This is a genomic window from Silanimonas sp. (genome assembly GCF_027530345.1).
Lineage (GTDB): Bacteria > Pseudomonadota > Gammaproteobacteria > Xanthomonadales > Xanthomonadaceae > Silanimonas.
Genome location: NZ_JAPZQK010000013.1, coordinates 100,228 through 121,403 on the forward strand (window position 1 = coordinate 100,228; position 21,176 = coordinate 121,403).

General features: G+C 70.4%; 12 protein-coding genes. 11 read left to right on the forward strand and 1 reads right to left on the reverse strand.

Features of this window, described 5'->3' with window-relative positions; all coding sequences use genetic code 11:
- Position 1 precedes the first annotated feature (1 nt).
- The 6 genes from O9255_RS07930 to O9255_RS07955 are packed head-to-tail and all read left to right on the forward strand — an operon-like array spanning position 2 to position 14,148.
- Complete coding sequence (locus O9255_RS07930; protein ID WP_297866318.1) at positions 2-9,676, forward strand: non-ribosomal peptide synthetase/type I polyketide synthase; 9,675 nt, start codon at positions 2-4, stop codon at positions 9,674-9,676.
- Positions 9,677-9,687: 11 nt separating this feature from the next.
- Positions 9,688-10,431, forward strand: a complete 744-nt coding sequence (locus O9255_RS07935) for an alpha/beta fold hydrolase (protein WP_297866319.1) — start codon at positions 9,688-9,690, stop codon at positions 10,429-10,431.
- Positions 10,428-11,231 carry an alpha/beta fold hydrolase gene (locus O9255_RS07940; protein WP_297866320.1) on the forward strand — a complete coding sequence of 268 codons (804 nt, stop codon included), beginning with the start codon at positions 10,428-10,430 and terminating at the stop codon, positions 11,229-11,231. Before O9255_RS07935 ends, O9255_RS07940 begins: the two co-directional genes overlap by 4 nt.
- Positions 11,228-12,100, forward strand: coding sequence for a cupin-like domain-containing protein (locus O9255_RS07945; protein ID WP_297866321.1), 873 nt, complete (start codon positions 11,228-11,230; stop codon positions 12,098-12,100). The genes O9255_RS07940 and O9255_RS07945 overlap by 4 nt, the downstream gene beginning before the upstream one ends.
- A gap of 60 nt (positions 12,101-12,160) precedes the next feature.
- The gene (locus O9255_RS07950; RefSeq protein ID WP_297866322.1) at positions 12,161-13,765 is read left to right on the forward strand and encodes a hypothetical protein; all 1,605 of its coding nucleotides are present in this window, start codon (positions 12,161-12,163) and stop codon (positions 13,763-13,765) included.
- Positions 13,762-14,148: a VanZ family protein gene (locus O9255_RS07955; protein ID WP_297866323.1), complete on the forward strand. Its 387-nt coding sequence runs from the start codon at positions 13,762-13,764 to the stop codon at positions 14,146-14,148. Before O9255_RS07950 ends, O9255_RS07955 begins: the two co-directional genes overlap by 4 nt.
- A 75-nt stretch (positions 14,149-14,223) precedes the next feature.
- On the opposite strand, the gene O9255_RS07960 is transcribed toward O9255_RS07955, so the two are convergent.
- Positions 14,224-16,575 (reverse strand): choice-of-anchor X domain-containing protein, encoded by a 2,352-nt coding sequence (locus O9255_RS07960; protein WP_297866324.1) that lies wholly within the window; start codon positions 16,573-16,575, stop codon positions 14,224-14,226.
- Between the two features lie 686 nt (positions 16,576-17,261).
- On the opposite strand from O9255_RS07960, the gene ykgO reads away from it, so the two are divergent.
- The 5 genes from ykgO (at position 17,262) to O9255_RS07985 (ending at position 21,094) form a co-directional block, all read left to right on the forward strand.
- Entirely contained in the window at positions 17,262-17,387 is a 126-nt protein-coding gene (gene ykgO / locus O9255_RS07965; protein ID WP_029213509.1) for a type B 50S ribosomal protein L36, read from the forward strand.
- Between the two features lie 115 nt (positions 17,388-17,502).
- The gene (locus O9255_RS07970) at positions 17,503-17,835 is read left to right on the forward strand and encodes a hypothetical protein (RefSeq protein WP_297866325.1); all 333 of its coding nucleotides are present in this window, start codon (positions 17,503-17,505) and stop codon (positions 17,833-17,835) included.
- 100 nt (positions 17,836-17,935) lie between these two features.
- Positions 17,936-18,961: an agmatine deiminase family protein gene (locus O9255_RS07975; RefSeq protein WP_297866326.1), complete on the forward strand. Its 1,026-nt coding sequence runs from the start codon at positions 17,936-17,938 to the stop codon at positions 18,959-18,961.
- A 29-nt stretch (positions 18,962-18,990) separates the two neighbouring features.
- Positions 18,991-19,875 (forward strand): carbon-nitrogen hydrolase, encoded by an 885-nt coding sequence (locus O9255_RS07980; RefSeq protein WP_297866327.1) that lies wholly within the window; start codon positions 18,991-18,993, stop codon positions 19,873-19,875.
- A 7-nt stretch (positions 19,876-19,882) separates the two neighbouring features.
- Positions 19,883-21,094, forward strand: coding sequence for a TraB/GumN family protein (locus O9255_RS07985; RefSeq protein ID WP_297866328.1), 1,212 nt, complete (start codon positions 19,883-19,885; stop codon positions 21,092-21,094).
- Positions 21,095-21,176: the final 82 nt, after the last annotated feature.

Genomic DNA, 21,176 nt, shown 5'->3' on the forward strand with positions numbered 1-21,176 from the left:
CATGCCCCCCCTGAGCCCGAGTGCGCTTCAGGACTTGATTGCACGGACGTGGGCGGACCTTCTGGGCGAAGCCGCCCCCGAGGCGCGTGCCAACCTGTTCGATGCCGGCGCGCATTCGCTGCTCGTGCCGAGGTTCATCGCCGCGATGCGCGAGGCCGGCGTCGAGACGCTGGGTGTGGCCGATGTCTACGACCGCCCGACCATCGCGGGGCTGGCCGAGCGCGCGCTCCGCGGCAGCGGCGATGGCGCGACCGCATCGAGGGCTGCGATCCCCGGAGCGCAGGCCGCCGGGACGACAGGGCGCGACCGCGCGGCCGGTGGTTTCGCCATCGTCGGCATGGCCCTGCGTGGGCCGGGTGCGGCGGACCTCGAGGCCTTCTGGAACCAGCTGCTGGCCGGGCAGGAAGGCATCCGCCGATTCCGTCCGGACGAGCTCGATCCCGACGTGTCGGAATCCTTGCGCTCGCATCCCAACTTCGTCGCCGCGCGCGGCGTGGTCGATGACCTCGATCGCTTCGATGCCGGCTTCTTCGGCGTCTCCGCCCGCGAGGCCACCCTCGTGGACCCGCAGCAGCGCATGCTGCTGGAACTGTCCTGGCAGGCCTTCGAGCACGCCGGCATCGCGCCGGAACGTGCGTCCCGGGTGGGCGTCTACGCCGGCACCGCGAACAACCAGTACACGCCGCTGCTGCGCCAGCATGCGCCGCAGCTCGTCGCGCAGAGCGGCGAGTTCACGACCATGCTCGGCGCCGAGAAGGACTTCGTCGCGACGCGCATCGCGCATCGCCTCGACCTCAAGGGCCCGGCGATGACGGTGCTGACGGCCTGCTCCACAGGGCTTGTGGTCGTCGCCCAGGCCTGCGAGGCGCTGGCGGCCGGCCATTGCGATGTCGGCCTCGCTGCGGCCTCCACCGTGCTGCTGCCGCAGGTCGGTGGCTACCTGCACGTGGAAGGTGGGATGGAATCGGCCGATGGGCGCTGCCGCCCCTTCGACGCCGAGGCCACCGGCACCGTGTTCTCGAACGGCGGCGCCGTGGTGCTGCTCAAGCGCCTCGAGGACGCACTGGCCGACGGCGACACCGTGTACGCGGTGATCCAGGGCGTCGGCCTCAACAACGACGGCGGCGGGAAGGCGAGCTTCACCGCGCCGAGCGTGAGCGGCCAGAGCGACGCAATCCGCATGGCGCTCGATGCCGCCGGCGTGTCGGCGCGCGACATCGGCTACGTGGAAGCGCACGGCACCGCCACGACGCTGGGCGACCCGATCGAAGTGAGCGGCCTGGTCAATGCCTATCGCCGCGACACCGCGGACACCGGCTACTGCTGGCTGGGCTCGGCAAAAGGCAACGTGGGCCACACCTGGGCGGCCGCCGGCCTGTTCGGCCTGATCAAGGCGGCGCTGGTGCTGCATCACGGGGTCATTCCACGGTCCCTGCACTTCCGCAAAGCGAACCCTCAGATCGACTTCGCGCGCACACCGTTCCGGGTCTGCACGGACAACGTGGCCTGGCCGCGTGGCGCGGCGCCGCGGCATGCTGCGGTGAGCTCGTTCGGCGTCGGTGGCACCAATGCCCACGTGGTACTGGGCGAAGCCCCGGCAACGACCGCACGGAATGCGACGGCGAGCACCGACGACACCAGCTGGCAGGTGTTGCCGCTCTCGGCGCGCAGCGAGGCGGCGGTTTCCGCCCGCGCGCAGGCGCTGGCGAAGCGTCTCGCGGCCGATGACGCCCCGGACCTCGCCGCCGTTGCCTACACCCTGATCCGCGGCCGCAGCCTCCTGCCCTGCCGCGCTGCGGTGGCCGCCCGCAACCGCAGCGACGCCATCGCCAAGCTCCGCCGCATCGCCCGCGGCGAGACCGCGCTGGACGCACCGCGGCTGGTCTTCCTGTTCCCCGGGCAAGGCGCGCAGTCGCCGGGCATGGCGCGCGAACTGCACGCCGCGCTGCCGGAGTTCGCCCGCGCCTTCGACGCCGCCTGCGCGGCCGTTGCGCCCCACCTCGATCTCGACCTGCGTGCCCTGCTGCTCGCGGAACCGGGCCCGGCCCACGCGGCGACGCTGGACGAAACCCGCTACGCCCAACCCGCGCTGTTCTGCGTTTCCGTCGCGCTCGCCCGCTGGTTGCAGCATTTCGGCCTCGAACCGCAGGCGCTGATCGGCCACAGCATCGGTGAGCTGGCCGCCGCGCACATCGCCGGCGTGTTTGGCCTCGATGCCGCCGCCGCCCTGGTGTGCGCCCGCGCCGCCGCGATGTGGCAGCAGCCCCGTGGCGCGATGCTCGCGGTGCGCGCCAGCGCCGAGGTCGTGCGTGGCGCCCTGCCGCACGGGGTCGAGATCGCCGGCTTGAATGCCCCCGAACTCACGGTCGTGTCCGGCCCCAAGGCGGCCATCGACGCTTTCGCAGCGCAGCTGCAGTCCCGAGGCATCGAAACGACCGCGCTGCGTGTCTCGCACGGCTTCCACAGCGCCTCGATGGAGGGCGCACTGGCGGCGATCGACGCCGCGGCCGCCGCAGCGATCCACCTCGCCCCGAGCATCCCGCTCTACTCCTGCGTTACCGGTGCGCCGCACAAGGCCGATTCGATCGGACCGACCTACTGGTCACGTCAGGTCCGCGAACCGGTGCGATTCAGTGATGCCGTCATGGCCGAACTGGCCCGACCCGACACCGTCTTCGTCGAGGTGGGGCCCGGCCAGGCGCTAACCGCCCTGCTGCGCCAACACCGCGACGCAGCGAACAGCGCGCCGCGCGTCGTCGCCATGCAACCTCCGGCCAGCAAGCCTGCGGATGCGGGCACCGCCGTGCACGGCCTCGGCCAGCTATGGTCGTTGGGCGCACCGGTGGCTTGGCCACAGCCGCACGGCCGCGCGCGCATCACGCTGCCCGGCTATCCCTTCGCCGATACGCGGTTCTGGTTTCCGCGTTCGTCCGCATCGCCCGCCGCACCGACCATGGTGCCTTCCACGATGGAGCCCGCCGTGGCTGATCGACTTCCCGCCCTCCGGGCCGAACTCACCCGCCTCGTGGCCGAGGTCTGCGGCCAGAACACCGCCGACATTCCGGCCGACGCGCCACTGATCGACCTCGGGCTCGACTCGCTGTCGGCGACGCAAGCCAGCCTGGAGATCGATCGCGTCTTCGGCCAGAAGCTGCGCTTCCGCCGACTGATGGAAGACCTCGACACGGTGGAGAAGCTGGCGCGTCATCTCGACGCGACGCTGCCCGGCGACCGCTTTGCCCCGGCCGCACCCGTTGCGCCGACCGTGTCGCCCACGACGAAGGCCGTGGCCCTGCCGGCCGCTGGACCGATGGCGACGATGGGCAACGAGGCGGTGAATGCGCTGATCCAGCAGCAGCTCGCGCTGATGCAGCAGCAACTGGCGGTGATGTCGGGTCTCGGCCTCGCCCCGGCGTCGCTTCCCCAGGCGGCGGTCCCGACGCCATCGAGCCCTGTGCTCGCGCCTCCCGCTTCCCCCGCAGTTTCGGCCTCCTGCTCGCCTTCGCCCGCGGAAGCCGCGCCGGACCTGATCGCCAAACCCTTCGGGGCCTCGGCACGCATCACCCTGGCGCCGCAACTGGACATGACGCCGGCGCAGCGCACGTGGCTGGCTGACTTCACGGCGCGCTACCTCGCCCGCTATGGCAAGTCGCGCGAGTTCTCGCAGGCGAATCGCGCGCAAATGGCCGACCCGCGCGTCGTCACCGGCTTCAACCCGCTGTGGAAGGACCTCGTCTTCCCGATCGTCGCAGACCGCTCCGAGGGCGCGCGCGTGTGGGACATCGAGGGCAATGCCTTCATCGACCTGCTCTCGTGCTTCGGCGCGAACCTGCTGGGCTACAAGCCCAAGGCCATCACCCAGGCCATGCACGAACAGCTGGACCGCGGCATCGAAGTGGGCCCACAGCACCCGCTTGCGGCCGACGTCTCGGCCCTGCTGCGCGAGTTCTCTGGCCATGAGCGCATCGGCCTGTGCAACACCGGCTCGGAGGCCGTGATGGGCGCGATGCGCGTCGCGCGCACGGTGACCGGTCGCAAGACGATCGCGATCTTCTCCAACAGCTACCACGGCATCTTCGACGAGGTGCTGGTCCGCGGCACGAAACAGCTGCGTTCGCTCGCCGCCGCGCCGGGAATCCTTGCCGAAGCGGTCGAGAACATCCTCGTGCTTGACTACGGCAGCGAGGAGTCGCTGCGCATCCTGCGCGAGCGTGCGCACGAACTGGCAGCGATCATGATCGAGCCGGTGCAGAACAAGTACCCCACGCTGCGCCCGCGCGAGTTCGTGCATGAACTCCGGCGGATCTGCGACGCGGGCGGCTGCGCGCTGATCCTCGATGAAGTGGTCACCGGTTTCCGCCTCGCGCCCGGCGGCGCCCAGGAATTCTATGGCGTGCGTGCCGACCTCTGCGCCTACGGAAAGATCATCGGCGGCGGATTGCCGATGGCGGCCATCGCGGGTTCCGCGCACTGGATGGACGCGTTGGACGGCGGCAGATGGCAGTTCGGCGACGACAGCTATCCCGAGGCCGGCGTCACCTATTTCGCCGGCACCTATGTGCGCCATCCGCTCGCGCTCGCCGCGGCCAAGGCGACGCTGCAGTACGTCAAGGACCGCGGCCCCGCGCTGTACGAAGAACTGAACGGCCGCACGCAGGGCATGGTCGACCGCTTGAACGCTGGTTTCGCCGCCCGTGGCGCGCCGGTGAAGGCGGTGCACTGCGCCTCGCTGTGGCGCCTGCAGTGGGACGAGGACCAGCGCTACGTCAGCCTGTTCTACTACCTCGCCCGCCTGCACGGCTTGCATCTCTACGAGCAGTTCGGTCATTTCGTCACCGAACCGATGGGTGCGGCGGAAATCGACCGCATCGTCGAGGTGTTCTTGGGTGCCGTCGACGAACTGATGGCCCTGGGCTTCCTCACCGGGCGCGCCGGCGCGATGGCGAACGGAAACGCCCCAGCGGCGGCGGCATCGGCGGCATCGACCACCGAACTCGCCCCGCTGTCGCCCGGGCAAGCCGAGCGTTGGCTGGCCGCGAGCTTCGACCGCCACGCTCTGAAAGCCCTGAACGAGACGCTCTGCCTGCGGCTCGATGGCGTGCTGGAGATCGACGCCTTCAAGGCCGCGATCGACGCGCTCGTCGCGCGCCATCCGGTGTTCCGCCTGCGCTTCGAAGCCGAGGCGCCGAAGCAGCGCGAGGCCCCCGGCAGTGAGCCGACGCTCGCCGTGCGCGACCTCTCGGCGCAGCCGGATCCGGAAGCCGCCCTCGCGGCCTTCGCGCGCGAGGCCGGTCAGCATGCATTCGCCCTCGGCGACGGTCCGATGATCGCCATGACCCTGCTGCGCCTCGGTCCGGCGCGCCATGCGCTGAACCTCGTGTACAGCCATCTCGCCGTCGACGGCTGGGCCATCAGCGTGTTCCTCGAGGAACTCGCGTTGCTCTACGCGGCCAAGCGCACGGGCGTCGCTGCCAACCTGCCTCCGGCGGGCCGGCCCGGCGAATTCGCCGTCGCCGAGCGGGCGCGGATGGCCTCCGCCGAAGGTGGCGAATCGGCCGAGTTCTGGAAGGCCCAACTGGCTTCGCCGCCGGCACCGCTGGAGCTTGGCGACCGTCAGCCCTCCGGGGCGCGACAGTTCGCCGCCGACACCGCCTACCTGCGCATCGATGGCCCGCGTTTCGCGGCCCTTCGTTCGCTCGCGAAGGCCCGTCGCGTGACGCTGTTCCAGCTTCTCTTGGGCGTGGTCGGCACCCTGCTCGGCCGCCGCGCCGGCAGCGATGATTTCGTGCTCAGCATCCCGTATGCGAGCCAGGGGCTCGGCCGCCATCCGGCGCTGATGTCGGACGGCGTGCTCGACCTGCCGCTGCGCCTGCGCCTGTCGCGACTCGACGACACGCTGGCCAACCTGGCGCCGGTGCGCGGCGCACTGATGGATGCGCTCGAGCACCCGCTGATGACGCAAGGCCTGGCCGCGCGCCTCCTCGGCCTGCCCAGTCGCGGCGAACGCCCGCCGCTCACCGGCGTGTACTTCAACCTCAACCCCAAGGTCGTCCTCGACGGCTTCCAGCCGTTGGTCGCCCGCATGCAGGAGGGCCGCAAACCCGGCCTGCTCGGCGAGCTGATGTTCAACTTCTACGAAGAGGACGACGCGCTCGCCCTCGACCTGCACCACAGCACGGAGTTCTTCAGCCCGATGCGCATCGCCGAAATCCTCGGCGGCCTCGAGGCCGAGATCGACGCGCTGGCCGGAGCCAGCGCCCCGGAGCGCATCGAACGCGGCTTCGCCGAACAGGCGCGCCGCACGCCCTCGGCGATCGCAATCTCCAGTGCGGCAGGGCACATCACCTTCGCCGAGCTCGACGCCCGCGCGAACCGCATTGCCAACACACTGGCCACCCGCGGCGTACGCACCGGTGACTGGGTGGGCCTGTGCCTGCCGCGCGGCATCGACCTCGTCGCGGCCCTGCTCGGCGTGCTGAAGGTCGGCGCGGCCTACGTGCCGCTCGACCCGGCGTTCCCGCTGCAGCGCCTCCGCGACATGGCGGAGGATGCCGGCCTCGCCCTGCTGCTCAGCGATTCGGAGAACGCATCGCGCCTCGACATCGCCGGCCTCCGTACGCTGCTTCTCGATGCCGATGCCTGCGCGGTGGCGGCCGCCTCCGCCGAGGCGCCCGTCGTCGCGCTGCCCGCGGACGCCCCGGCCTACGTGATCTACACCTCGGGCTCGACCGGCAAGCCCAAGGGCGTGGTGGTGCTGCAGCGCGGCGTGGTGAACTTCCTCCGCAGCATGGCGCACACGCCGGGCCTCAAGGCCGGCGAACCCCTTCTGGCGGTCACCACGCTCAGCTTCGACATCGCCGTCCTGGAGCTGCTGCTGCCGCTGACCGTGGGTGCCGAGATCGTTCTCGCGCAGCGCACCGACGCGATCGACGGCCACGCCCTGAAGCAGCTCATCGCCCAGCACGGCGTGCGGGTCATGCAGGCCACGCCGAGCACCTGGCACCTGCTGCTTGAAGCCGGTTTCACAGCGCCATCGGGCTTCCGCGCCCTGTGCGGCGGTGAAGCGCTCAGCCCCGCCCTCGCGAAGCGGATGCTCGACGCCGGCGCGGCCGAACTGTGGAACATGTACGGGCCGACCGAGACCACGGTGTGGTCGACGCTGGCGCGCATCACCGATCCCGAACACATCACGGTCGGCCGTCCCATCGATGCCACCGTGATCCGGCTGATCGATGAGCAGGGTCGCGAGTGCGGCGTGGGCGAACCGGGCGAAATCTGCATCGGCGGTGCCGGCGTGGCGCAGGGTTACCACGCCCGGCCGGAACTGACGGCGGACCGGTTCATCGCCGATCCTTTCGACGCGACGCCCGGCGCACGCCTTTATCGCACCGGCGACCTCGGCGCATGGAATGCGGACGGAACGATCCGCCACATGGGCCGGCTCGACCACCAGGTGAAGCTGCGCGGCTACCGCATCGAGCTGGGCGAGATCGAAGCCGCCATCGAGCAACTGCCGGGCGTGGCCCGCGCGGCGATGACCGTCGAAAGCTTCGGCCCGATGGACGATCGTCTCGTCGCCTACGTCGCTGCGGCGGCCGGGGCCAGCGTGCCGGCCCTGACGCCGATGCGTCGGGCCCTCGGCCAGCGCCTGCCCGACTACATGCTGCCGCAGGTGCTGCGCGTGCTGGACGCACTGCCCCTGTTGCCGAACGGCAAGATCGACCGCAAGGCCCTGCGGCCGGACGCGGTCGCCACCGCCGAAGCGCCCCCCACCGCGCCAGCAGTGGCCACCACGCCGGCGACGCCCTCCCTCGATGCGCTCGAGGCCGGCATCGGCGAGACGATGGGGCGACTGCTGCAGCGTGCACCGCTGGCGGCCGACGAGCACTTCTTCGAGCAGGGCGGGCACTCGCTGCTCGCCGCAGAGCTCGCCGGGGAATTGCAGCGCCTGACCGGATCCCGCCCCTCGCTGCGCGAGATCTTCGAAGCACCGACGCCACGCCAGCTCGCCGCGCAGCTGTCGCTGTCCGCCGCCGGCAGCAACGACGCCGCGACCACCGCGATCCCGCCACTGACGCGCCGCCTTGGCCAAGGCGCCGCCGCCCTGTCCGTGCAGCAGCTGCGCGCCTGGTTCCTCGAGCGCAGCAGCGACGACGGCAGCATCAACCTGCTGCCCTCGGCGCACCGGTTGAAGGGGCCGTTCGATGTCGCCGCCTTCCAGCGCGCCCTGGCCGCCCTTGTGGCGCGTCAGTCGGTGCTGCGCACCGTGTTCCGCCCTTCGCCCGACGGCGCAGAGCAGGTCGTGCTGGACCGCATCGACGTAGATTGCCCGCTGATCGACTGGTCGGACCGGCCGAGGGACGGCGTGGATGCCGCAATCCACCAGACCGTGGCCGACATGCAGGCCGAAGCCATCGATCTCGCGGCCGGCCCACCCTTCCGTGCCGCACTGTTCCGCGTGGGCCCCGAGGAGCATGTGTTCGCCTTCGTCGTGCACCACCTCGTCTGGGACGGTTGGTCGTTCGACCTGCTCTACCGTGACATGGCCGCGCTCTACGCGGCCGAATTGTCCGCCGAAGCCGCGCCGCCAGTGCCGCTGGCGCTCGACTACAGTGACTACGCGGAATGGCAGAAGTCGGTGCTTGCCTCGGGTGCGCTGCAGCCGCAGGTCGACTTCTGGAAGCGCACCCTGCTGCCGGCCGCGGCCTCGCTCGCCCTGCCCACCGACCAGCCGCGCCCGGCGCAGATGAGCGGCCGCGGCGGTTCGGTTCGCCTCGTGTTGCCGGCCGATGTGGTCGAGCGCCTGCATGCCAAGGCACGCGAGCGCGGCACCACGCTGTTCGTGCTGCTGCTCGCCGCCTACACCGCGATGCTGCAACGGCTCGGCGGCCAGAAGGACATGGTGGTCGGCACACCGGTGCGTGGGCGCGAGCAAGCCGAACTGCTGCCGGTGATGGGCTTCTTCGTGAACGCCCTGCCCCTGCGCTTCCGCGGCGATGCCTCGTCGTTCGAGGACTGGATCGGCCAGGTGCGGGCCGTCGCGACCGAGGCGCTCGGCCATCCCGACGTGCCCATCGAGGCGCTGGTCCGCGAACTCCATCTGCCGCGCGATCAGAGCCGCCCCGTGCTGTTCCAGGCGATGTTCTCGTTCCAGGACGTGCGTGAGCGCCCCAGCCACTGGGGTCCGCTCGAGCATTCGCGCTTCGGCGTGCCGGTGACCGGTGCCAGCCACGAGCTGAGCCTGTGGTGCGTCGAGACCCGTGTGGGCCTCGAGACGATCTTCACCTACGACGCCGATCTGTTCTTCCGCGAGCGCATCACCGCCTGGGCCGAGGATTACCTCGCGACGCTGCGCACGTTCGCTGGCACGACGAACCCCAACGTGGCGCTCCTGCAGGGCATCTGGAACGAGCTGCTCGGCACGAGCGACGTCGGCGTGGACGACAACTTCTTCGAGCGTGGCGGCCACTCGCTGCTGGCCTTGAGCATGGTGAGCCGCGTGGAACTGGCCTGCGGCAAACGCCTGCCCCTGCTGCGCGTCGGCGACAGCAGCCTCGGCGCCCTCGCCGCGATGCTCGACGAGGAACTGGTGGAGGCACCGGCCGCCACCACCGCCTCCCCGCAAGGCAAGCTCGGTGGCTGGCTGCGCAAGCTCGTGGGGCAAACCGGCGCATGACGGCGACGGGGATGCGGCGGGTGCAACGTGCCGTGGGCCGCGGCTGGGTCCAGGGCATGCTGTGCGAGGCGCCCGCCCCCCGCGCCGCCCTGCTGGTGCTGCCGCCGTTCTTCCACGAATGGCAGCGCAGCTACCGGCTTTTCGCGCTGATGGCCGATGCCTTGGCGGCGCGCGGCATCAGCGTGCTCCGCTTCGACTACCGCGGCACCGGGGAATCCTCGGGCGACGATGCCGACTTCCTGCCGAGCCGAGCGCTTGATGACGCGGAAGCGATGCTCGCTTCGTTGCGTGAATGCAGCCCCGCGCCCGTCACCCTGGTCGGTGTGCGGGCCGGCACCCTCCTCGCCGAACGTCTGGCCGAACGGCATGGCCTGCCTTGGTGTGCATGGCAGGGCGTCGAACGTGGCGACGAGCACTGGTCCGAACTGCGCGAGCGCGATGCGCACGAACGCAACAACCGCAACCGCTTTCCTTTCCTCGACCGCCATCGCGCCCTCGATCCCGCCACGCTGATGGGTCATCGCCTGCACCCGGAGTTCGCACTCGAACTCGGCATCTTCCAGCGCGCCGCGGAACCCGCCTGGCGCATCGACCGTGCCGAGCGATGCGGCCCGGCGGACGTTGCGCTGCCCGAGACCCTCCCGGGATGGGTGGGCCAGATCGACCTCCAGGGCGCCCTGCCGCTCGCCGCCATCGCGGCGCTGGCCGAGGCGATCGCGGCGCGAATGCCGTCCCGTCCGGAGCAGGCGGCATGATCGAGCGTCCGTTCCGAGTACCGGGCACCGAGGCCGATATCGGCGTTCTCGCCAAACCCACCCGCAGCGGCGACACGGCGGTAGTGCTGTTGAACGCCGGCGCCATGCGCCGTGCCGGCCCGTTCCGCCTGCATGTGCACGCCGCGCGTCGTTTCGCAGCGCTCGGCTTTGCGACACTGCGCATCGACCAACCCGGGATCGCCGATCACATCGCCAGCGCGCGGCGCCCCCACCTCGACGTGCTCGTCGAGATCCTCGACACCCTGCAGCGCGAGACCGGCTGCAAGCGTTTCGTCGTCGGCGGTGTCTGCAGCGCGGCCGATTTCGCCTGGGTGCTGGCGCAGAAGGAACCCCGTGTCGCCGGCCTGCTGCTGCTCGACCCCATGGCGCGATCGAACGCACCGGGCTTCCGCCTCGGGCAGTTCCAGTTGTTGCTGCAGCGCGGCCCGAGCGGCTGGATCGACATCGTGAAGCGCCGACTCGCGCGCCGCGCCGCGCCACCACGCGCCACCGACGACCAGCTGCGCGATTGGCCCGCGCCCGGCGCGGAAGCCGCCCAGCTCGAGGCGCTCGTCGCCCGCGGCGCCGAACTGTTCGTGATGTACACCGGCGGCGCCGCGAACTACTTCACGCATCCGAAGCAGTTCTTCGAGGGCTACGGCCCGGCCGCGCGCAGCCCACGGGTCCACTTCGAGTATTGGCGCCAGTGCGACCACCTGTTCTTCCAGCCCGACGACCGCGAACGCCTCGTCGAGTGCATCGCCGGTTGGCTCGGCGACCGATTCGGAGCCCCTGCATGATCATCGAACGCGTGGGGGGCCTCAGCACCCGCGACTTCATCGAAAACTACGTCGCGCCGCGCCGGCCGGTGGTACTCACCGACGCCATCCACGACTGGCCAGCGCTGGGCCGCTGGACGCCTTCGTGGTTCCGCAAGACCTGGGGCGATCGCGTGGTGCGCTGCCGCGGCGCGAAGAACAACGCACCGGTGAAGCTGGCCGACTACATCGACGGCCTAGCCACCTCGACGGAAGCCGCGCCGGTCCCCTACCTGCGCAACGTCAACATCCAGACCGACTGGCCGGAGCTCGCGGCGGACATCACGCCGCGCTGCCGCTTCACCGCCGACGACTGGCTCAGCAGCCGGCTCATGCCGAAGGGCTGGCCGCGCGTGGCGCGCCACCTCAACCAGCTTTTCATCAGCGGCACCGGCACGACCATCCCGCTGCATTACGACGAATGGATGATGCACGCCTTCATCTCGAACGTGCACGGCGAGAAGGAGTTCACGCTGTTCCCACCGGACCAGACGCCGTTCCTCTATCCGAAGGACGACTACTACCTCGTCTCGCGCATCCCCAACCCCTACCACGTCGATCGCGATGCCTTCCCGCTGTTCGAGAAAGCAGCGACGGCCAGCATCACCATCGGCACCGGCGAATCGATCTTCCTGCCCTGCGGCTGGTGGCACACCACGCGTACGGTTTCGCCCTGCATCTCCGTAAGCTCGAATTTCGTCGGTGCCTCGAATTGGGATTCGTTCGTCGACGAGCTGTGCACGATGCGCGACCGGCTGGGTGCAAGCCGTTGGAAGACCCCGCTGATCCGCACCTACCTGAAGACCACCGGCGCCCTGCTGCGGCTGCAACCCGACGCAGGACACCACTGAGGACATGGACGCATGTCGTTGACGGCAGGATCCGCCGCCCCTCCCTCCCCGCTCCACGCGATGCAACCCGGCCTTCCGCGGCTGCGGGTGAGCGTGGTCCTGGCCTGTACGCGTCTGCCGGAATGGCTGGACGAAGCGCTGGCCGCGCTGCTGCAGGCGGACTTCCTCGACGTGCAGGTGCTGCGCGACGCCGATGCGCCCGCACGTCGCCACGGCAGCCTCGCCTGGCGCGCTTACCACGCGCTGGACCGCCGACTGCTCGGCGAGCTCCGACCCATCATGGCCCCGCGCGCGCTGGCGCCTCGGCTGGCCGAAGCGCCCGCCCCCGGCACGGCCGATGCCCTGTGCGCTGCGGTGGCCGGCTTCACGCCGGACGTCGTCCTGTCGATCGGCCATTCCCCGGCGCGCATCGACCTGTGGCCGCTCGCGCGCCGCGCCGCTTGGTCGATCCCCGCGGAGGCTTGCAAGCCCTCGTGGGGGCTGATGCACCTCCTGCCGGCGTTCCTGCGTGGTGACACCGAGGCGCCCTCCGGCTTTCCGGTGCACGACGACCGCACGGGGCACGGGCTGCTGCTGGACCCGGCCGTCGTCTCGATCGCGCAGCTCAGCTTCGCTCGCAACACCGCCTACCAGTTGCAGAAAGCGCCTGCGAAACTGCTGCGTGCGCTGCGACGACTGCAGCAGGGCCAGCCTCCCGCGGCCGCCCCCGTCGAACTGGCGCGCGCGCCGGGAACCTTTGCCACGCTGGGCCTTTGCGCCCGACTCCTCGGCCGCAGCCTGTGGCGTCACGTCCCAAGGCTCGGGCGCCGCGAACGCTGGACACTGGCCACCCGTCGCTCGGGCACGGCCCTCGACCCGGCGGCCCCGCGCGCCGAGGACTTCACGCGATGGACGCCGCCGCGCGGCTGGTTCTGGGCGGACCCGTTCCCGGTGCACCACGACGGCGTCGATCACGTGTTCTTCGAGGCCTACGACTACGAACGCGCCATCGGCGAGATCCATGCCGTCACCGTGGATGCCGATGGCCATCCCAGCCCGCACCGCGTGGTGATGGCCGGGCCCCACCACCTGTCGTATCCGTTCCTCTTCCAGCATGCGGGAGAGCCGCACCTGCTCGTCGAGTGCGCGCAATCGCGGCGCATCCAGGCGTTCCGCGCCGAACGCTTCCCCGAAGGCTGGCACCCCGTCGCCACCCTGCTCGATGGCTGGCGGGCGGTGGACGGCACGCTGTGGCAGCAGGACGGCCGTTGGTGGCTGTTCGCCTGCGTGGCGGAAACGCCCTTCGACGACGGCGGTCGCGAGTTCAACGAACTCTTCCTCTTCCATGCCGACACACCGCTGGGCCCGTGGACGCCGCATCGCCAGAACCCCGTCGTCTCCGACGTGCGCAGTGCCCGCCCGGCCGGGCCACTGTTCATGCATGAGGGGCGGCTGGTCCGCCCGAGCCAGGACTGCGCCGCCGAATACGGCCACCGCATCGTCTTCAACGAGGTGCGACGGCTCGATACCGAGGTGTACGAGGAAAGGCCGCTGGCCATCCTCAACCCCGATTGGGCGCCGGCCTTGCGCGGCTGCCACACCTACGCGCAAGCCGGGCGGCTCGAGCTGCTCGACGCGAAGTACCTGGCGCCGACGCGGGACACGCGCCGCGACGCAGCCCCGTGAAGCCCAGCCCCGGGCGGCGACGCCTCGATCGCATCGCCATCGGCCTCTCGCTCGCCGGCTTCGCGATGCTGTTGATACCGATGCGGCAGGATCCCGGGCTGCAGGTGGTGTTCAACCTCGCGCACGTTCCGGGCTTCGCACTGCTGGCCCTGCTCTGGGCGGAAGACCTGTTGGCACGGGACTGGCCGCGTGGACGGCGCCTCGCCGTTGTGGCCTCGTGCGGCCTGCTGATGGCCGCGGCCACGGAAGGCCTGCAGATGCTGGTGCCCGGGCGCTACGCCGACCTCGGCGACATGCTCCGTAACGTCCTCGGCATCGCGCTTGGGATGGGCGTGCACGGTCTCTGGCCCGGCCTGCTGGCCTCCCGCATCGGCCGCGACTGAGCGTCCCGCCGAAAAAGAAAGCGGCGACGTGTTGCCACGCCGCCGCTCCCTCCCCCATCCATGGATGTCGCTGGATTACTGCGCAGCCGGGATGGCGCTCGGCGGCAGGTACATCATGTAGGCGTCGATGTCGGTGCTCGAGGTCGTACCGAAGTTCGAGGCCCAGATCACGCGGGTGAAGTCGCGGCTCACCGTCGCCTGCGGCTCGGTCCAGTAACCGCTCAGGCGGCTCTGGTGGTGGCCGATGTTGAGGATGCGGCCACCGGAGCGCAGTTCCACCGCGAACAGCTTGTTGTGCAGCCACTGGTTGGCACCCGACGAACCGTAGGTCGACACCAGCACCCAGCCCGGCTTGGCGAAGGCCTGGCCCGAGACGTGATAGGCCGTCGCCGTGCCCGAGAGATAGGTCGGGAACAGGTTGGTGCGGGTGTTGGTGTCGATGTTGAACATGAAGAAGTCACCGGCGTTCGCCTGGTAGTCGACGGCGACGTACACGTCCTGGCCGGCGGCGTTCAGCGCGAGGTCCGAGTGCTCCGAGGTGGTGTGCAGCTGGCGCGACGTGGTGAACGTGCGGTCCCAAGCCACCGTGCCGCCGCTGCCGGCCAAGTGCGACACCACGCACCAGCGGCCCGAAGCCGACATGCCGGTGTGGTCGGGGCGAGCGCTCAGCGAACGCGAACCCACCACCGTCTGCGTCTGCAGGTCGTACACGATGACGCCACGGATCGCGAAGCTGCTGGTTTCGGCCATCAAGCACCAGTAGCGGCCGTCCGCCGAGGGCGAACCCTCGGATTTCGTCCACACGCGGGCGGCATCGGCCCAGGGCAACTTGCCGGCGAAGCTCGCGGCGCTCGTCGAGGTGTTGGTGTCGACGTTGAGCTGGCGCAGGGTCATGCCGCCATTGGTGTCGAAGTAGTACAGCGTCTTCGGATTGGTCGGGTGCCACTGGATCTCGGCGTCACCGGCCGGACCGCTCAGCGTGCGGATGAAGGCCATCGTGTTGGCGTTGTAGAGATGCCAGAAACCATTCGTCGCCTGCACCAGCACGTAGCTGTTGTCAGCGTTGAAGGCCTGGCGGCGCGAGTAGTCGTGACGCGCCATGCCCGACGGCGCTTCCACGGCATGGTCGGTCACGCGGATGCCGCAGGTGCCGTGCACTGGGTCACGCCAGGAGGTGCCCTTCACCGGCTTGCCGAGCGCCGGCACCGTCGAGACCAACTGGCCCTGCGGCAGCGCGAAGCCGGCCGTGTAGAAATTCGCGCAGGCCTGCGGGGCCCCCGCCGAAGTGACGGGCGGCTCGGTCTGCGCCGGCGCGGCGTTGACCGTCAGCGAGAAGCCGGCCGTGCTGCTGCGGCCCTGGGCGTCGGCGATGCGCGCCGACAGCGTGCGGGTGCCCGCCGAAGCCGCGCCCGGCACCGTCGCCCGGAAGCTGTAGGTGCCGTCGCCGGCCACGGCGTCGCCGTTCTGGCCAGCATCGTTGAAGGCCTGCGCAGCGCCGAGGCCGAGGCTCGAGAGGTCGCTGGTCACCGTCATGCCGGTGCTGGCCGGGCCGGTGCCGGCCGTGACCCGAACCGTCAACAGGCTGGATTCGCCCGCCAACAGGCTGCTCGGGCTGGCCGAGGCGGAACCGAAGGGCGACACGCTGGTTTCGGCCGTGGCGACGGTGACGGTGGTCGCGGCGGACGCCGAACGGCCTTGGGCATCGTTCACCCCGACGCGCACGGTCTTGATGCCGGTGGTGATGCTGCCGCCGACCGTCTGGCGGAAGCTGAAGATGCCGTCGCCGGCAACCGCGTCGCCGTTCAGGCCGTTGTCGCGCAGTCGCTGGCTCTTGCTGCCACCGAGCGCGGAAAGGTTGGCGGCGACGCCGATGCTGGTGCTGGCCGGGTTGGTGGCTGCGGTGACACGCGCCGTGATCAGCGCGCTGCCGCCCGGCGCGACCGACGTCGGTGCCGCGGAACCGACGACGGACAGCGGCACCGTCACCGTCGGTTGCGTGGTGGCCCCGCCGCCGGAGCCGGAGGCACCCAGCGTGGCAGTGAAGGTCGCCGTGGCGCTGCGGCCCTGCGCATCGCGAACCGTCGCGACAATCGTCTTGGTGCCCAGCGTGGCGGCGCTTGCGATGTTCTCGCGATAGGTGAACACGCCGTCGCCGGCGGCGGCGTCGCCGTTCTGCCCGGCGTCGTTGAGATCCTGGGCGGTGCTGCGCAGGAAGCCGCTCAGGTCGGCTTGGACGGTGATGCCCGTGCTCGTCGGGTTGCCGGCCTTGGTGGTGTTCACGGTGACCAGCACCCAGTCACCGGGATTGAGGTTGGTCGACGGCGACGCGGCACCGGTGGCCGAGAGGCTCTGGGCCTGTGCGAGGACCGGCAGCGCCAGCAGGGCGGCAGCCAGGGGCAGGCGGCGGAGGGTCGAAGAAGGATTCATGAGGGCGTCTCCAGGATTCAGGCGTGCGAATCCCCGGGCCGGCCGTTGCGACGCGGCCAGGGGCGCTTGCTTGGGTTCGGGCGGGCTCCGCCGCCCAACAGGGGGTTCTGGCTACGAAGCGGCGGTCGTTGCTAGGGCAACGCGCTCCGTATTGATCATCGGGAACCGGAAGTGGCCCTCGCCGCAGCGAGCCGACCCGGCCGTCCTGACCCCTCCGTGCACCTCGATCCGGTGCCGGCACCATCGCTCCGGATGGCGTCCCTCCGATCCGTCCCACGCACTCGCAAGTGGGTGGGCGACCTCAGGTGAAGCGCACTCTCCAGTTGCAAACGGATGCAAACCGGGCAATCGGCCACACTTCGGCTGACACCATTTCAAAATCGCCCCGGCGACACCCAAAGCGCCGGGCCACGTCACAAATTGTCAAAGCCTGGCCTGACCGGGCGTTCACGTCGGGGGCGGGCAATCCGTGATGGGGAGCCCAGAACGTTGCCGGCGAGCGGCGAACGTGCGCGGAATGGCCGGCAGCGGGTCCAGGCGCGGCATTTGCCCCCGGCCGCCGGAAGGCCCGCGGCCTCGCTGAACGCAATGCGCCAAGCGCTTGATCCGGAAGCGAGTTATCCCCCATACTCGGCGGCTTCCGCTGTTGTACCGACCGTTCCCCCTTACTCGCCCACAGGTGTCGCATGAAAGTCCTTTCGTCCCTGAAGTCCGCGAAGTCCCGTCACCGCGACTGCAAGGTCGTGCGCCGCCGTGGCAAGGTCTTCGTGATCTGCAAGTCGAACCCGCGTTTCAAGGCTCGCCAGCGCTGATCCGCGCCCGGCCCTGACGCCCTACGACGCCGGCCTCGCGCCGGCGTTGTTGTTTTCGGGCGTCGCGATGCCACAATCCGGCGTCGCCCCCATCCGTTCATCCCGGAGACCCGCCATGCTGCGTTCCACCCTCGTCGCCGCCGGCCTCGCCCTGGCCTTTGCCGCCCCCGTCCATGCCGACCGCCTCCTCATCGAGCGCACCCAGGCCGGTGAAGCCGCCAACCTGCCCGGGCGGGGCCAGAGCATGGCCCAGGTCGAAGCCAAGTTCGGCGCGCCGCGGGAGAAGCTCGACCCGCGCGGCGGGCAGAGCACCGCTTGGCCGGTGATCCACCGCTGGGTGTATCCGGAATTCACCGTCTACTTCGAGAACGATCGCGTCGTGAATGCCGTGCTCAATCGAGCGGCGCCGAACGAGACGGGGCCGGCCCCCGCGACTCGCACGGAATAAGCGCGCACTCCGCAGAACCCGGGGCGCGGCGTCTCCGCCGCGCCTTTTTCATGGGCGAACTCGCACGCCACCATCCTTCGACCATCGAAACCCGACTGCCATGAGCCTTCGCTTCCCCGCCGAATGGGAACCCCAGGACGCCGTCCTGATCGCCTGGCCGCACGCCGGCACCGACTGGGCCGAGCGGCTCGCCGAGGTCGAGACCACCTATGTCGCGCTCGGTGCGGCCATCACGCGCTTCCAGCGTCTGGTCATCGTGGTGGCCGATGCCGCGCTCGAAGCCCATGCGCGTGCCCTGCTGACGGCGGGTGGTGCCGATCTCGCGCGCGTGCGCTTCGTCCACGCCGCCTACGACGACACCTGGCTGCGGGATTCCGGCCCGATCACCCTCCGCGACGGTGACGGCTTCCGCCTGCTCGATTTCCGCTTCACCGGCTGGGGCGGCAAGTACGGCGCCGCGCAGGACGATGCGCTGATCGCGCAGCTGGTCGCGGCGGGCCTGTTCAAGGACGCGAAGCACCAGCGCATCGATTTCGCACTCGAAGGCGGTGGCATCGAGACCGACGGCGAAGGCACCCTGCTCACCACCTGGCACTGCCTGCATGAGCGCCATCCCGGCCTGACGCGCCAGGAAATCAGCTGGCAGCTCGAGAACGCGCTGCAGCAGCACCGCGTGCTGTGGCTGGACCACGGGGCGCTCGAGGGCGACGACACCGACGCGCACATCGACACCCTCGCCCGCTTCGCCGCGCGCGACAGCATCACCTACCAGAGCTGCGACGACCCGGCCGATTCGCACTACGCCGGCCTGCAAGCCATGGGCGCCGAGCTGGCCGCCCTGCGCACGGCCGACAACCGGCCCTACCGCCTGTTCCCCCTGCCGTGGGCGCGTCCGATCATCGACGAGGGCCGCCGCCTCGCGGCCTCCTACGCGAACTTCCTGATCATCAACGGCGCGGTGCTGATGCCGGCCTACGGCGACAAGATGGACGCCGCCGCCGCCGTGATGCTCGGCAACGCCTTCCCGAACCACGCCATCATGCCCGTGCCCTGCCGCCCGCTGATCTGGCAGAACGGCAGCCTGCACTGCATCACCATGCAGCTGCCCGCCGGCCTGCTGGCCTGAGCGCCGCGCACGCGCCACCGAGTGACCTTATGAGCCGCATTCTGAAAGTCGCCCTCGTCCAGGAGTTCAACCAGGGCGACGCCGAACCCAACCTCGCGCGCATCGAGCAGCGCGTGGCCGAAGCCGCCGCGGGCGGCGCCAAGCTCGTGCTGCTGCAGGAGCTGCATAACGGGCCGTATTTCTGCCAGCACCAGAGCGTGGACGAGTTCGATCGCGCGGAAGCCATTCCCGGCCCGAGCACCGAGCGCCTTTCGCGACTGGCGAAGCAGCACGGCGTGGTGCTGGTCGCCTCGCTGTTCGAGCGCCGTGCGCCCGGCCTCGCGCACAACACCGCCGTGGTCTTCGACGCCGACGGCAGCTTCCGCGGGAAGTACCGGAAGATGCACATCCCCGACGACCCGGGCTTCAACGAGAAGTTCTACTTCACGCCCGGCGACCTCGGCTTCACCCCGATCGACACCTCGGTGGGCCGCCTCGGCGTGCTCGTGTGCTGGGACCAGTGGTATCCGGAAGCCGCGCGCCTGATGGCGCTGGCCGGCGCCGACCTGCTGCTCTACCCGACCGCCATCGGCTGGGACCCGCGCGACACGGACGCCGAGAAAGAGCGCCAGCGCATGGCCTGGATCCTCTCGCACCGCGGCCATGCCGTGGCGAACGGCCTGCCCGTGCTCACCTGCAACCGCACCGGATTCGAGGCTTCCCCCATCGGCGGCCCCGGCATCCAGTTCTGGGGCTCAAGCGCCGTGTTCGGGCCGCAGGGCGAAGTGCTCGCCGAAGCCTCGCGCGATGCGGCCGAAGTGCTGTTCTGCGAAGTGGACCTCGCCCGCGGCGAAGCCGTGCGCCGCATCTGGCCCTTCCTGCGTGACCGCCGCATCGACGCCTACGGCGACCTGACCAAGCGTTTCCGCGATTGAGCCTGCATTGAACGACACGACCCTGCCGGCCGCGCTGGCCGACCAGCCGCTCGCCCGCGTCGACCGCGACGGCGTCCGCTACACCCTGCTCGGCACCGCGCACGTCTCGAAGGAGAGCGTGGCCGCCGTCGAGACCGCGCTGGCCAGCGGCGCCTTCGATGTCATCGCCGTCGAGCTTGATCCCGCGCGCCATCGCGCACTGACCGATCCGAACGCTCTGGCCAAGCTCGACCTCGTGCAGGCCATCAAATCCGGCAAGGCCGGGCTCCTGGCAGCGAACCTCGCCCTCGCCGCCTACCAGCGCCGCCTCTCGGAGCAGCTGGGCGTGGAGCCCGGGGCCGAGCTGAAAGCCGCCGCCGTCGGCGCCACCGCGCGCGGCTTGCCGATGGTGCTGATCGATCGCGACATCGGTCTGACCTTCAAGCGCGCCTGGGGCCGGCTCGGCTTCTGGAAGCGCTCGATGCTGGGTGCCGGGCTGTTCACCAGCCTGATCGTCGACGAGAAGGTCGAAGACGACGCCATCGAGAAGCTCAAGCAGGGCGACGTGCTGGAAGCGAGCTTCGCCGAGTTCGCCGGCCAGAGCCCCGAGCTGTACGAGGCGGTCATCGCCGAACGCGACCGCTACATGGCCGCCAAGCTGCGCGAGGCCGGCGCCGCGCATCCGGGCCAACACGTGCTGGCCGTCGTTGGCGCGGGCCATCTGGCGGGGCTGAAGGCCGCGCTGGAAACTGGCACGGCGGCCCCCGTCGCGCAGATCGCCGAACTCGAAGCCCTGCCCAAAGACGAGGGCCTGCCGTGGTTCACGATCGTCCTCGTTGGCCTGCTGCTCGGCGGCTTCGCCTGGGGTTGGCACCAGGGCGGCATCGAGACCGGGGGCATGGTGCTGCTGCAGTGGGCGGCGATCACCGCGGCCGGCGGCGCGCTGGGCTGCCTCGCGGCCGGCGGGCATCCGCTGAGCATCCTCGCGGCGGCCCTGGCCTCGCCGATCACGCCGCTGCATCCCGCACTGGGCTCCGGAACCATCAGCGCGCTGGTCGAGGCCTGGGTGCGCAAGCCGGACTACGCCGACTTCCTCGCCCTCCGAGACGACACACGCACGTTGCGCGGCTGGTGGAAGAACCGCGTAGCCCGCACCCTGCTGAACTTCTTCCTCACCTCGGTGGGCACCGCGCTGGCGGTGTGGGCCGCAGGCGCGGGGATGATCGCCAAGCTGCTCTGAGGCGCGCTCCGAGACATTGGCTCAGGGCGCAAGGTGATTTGACGGCTCCAACGCGCTGGGGTGAACTCGGGCACTCCCCTCA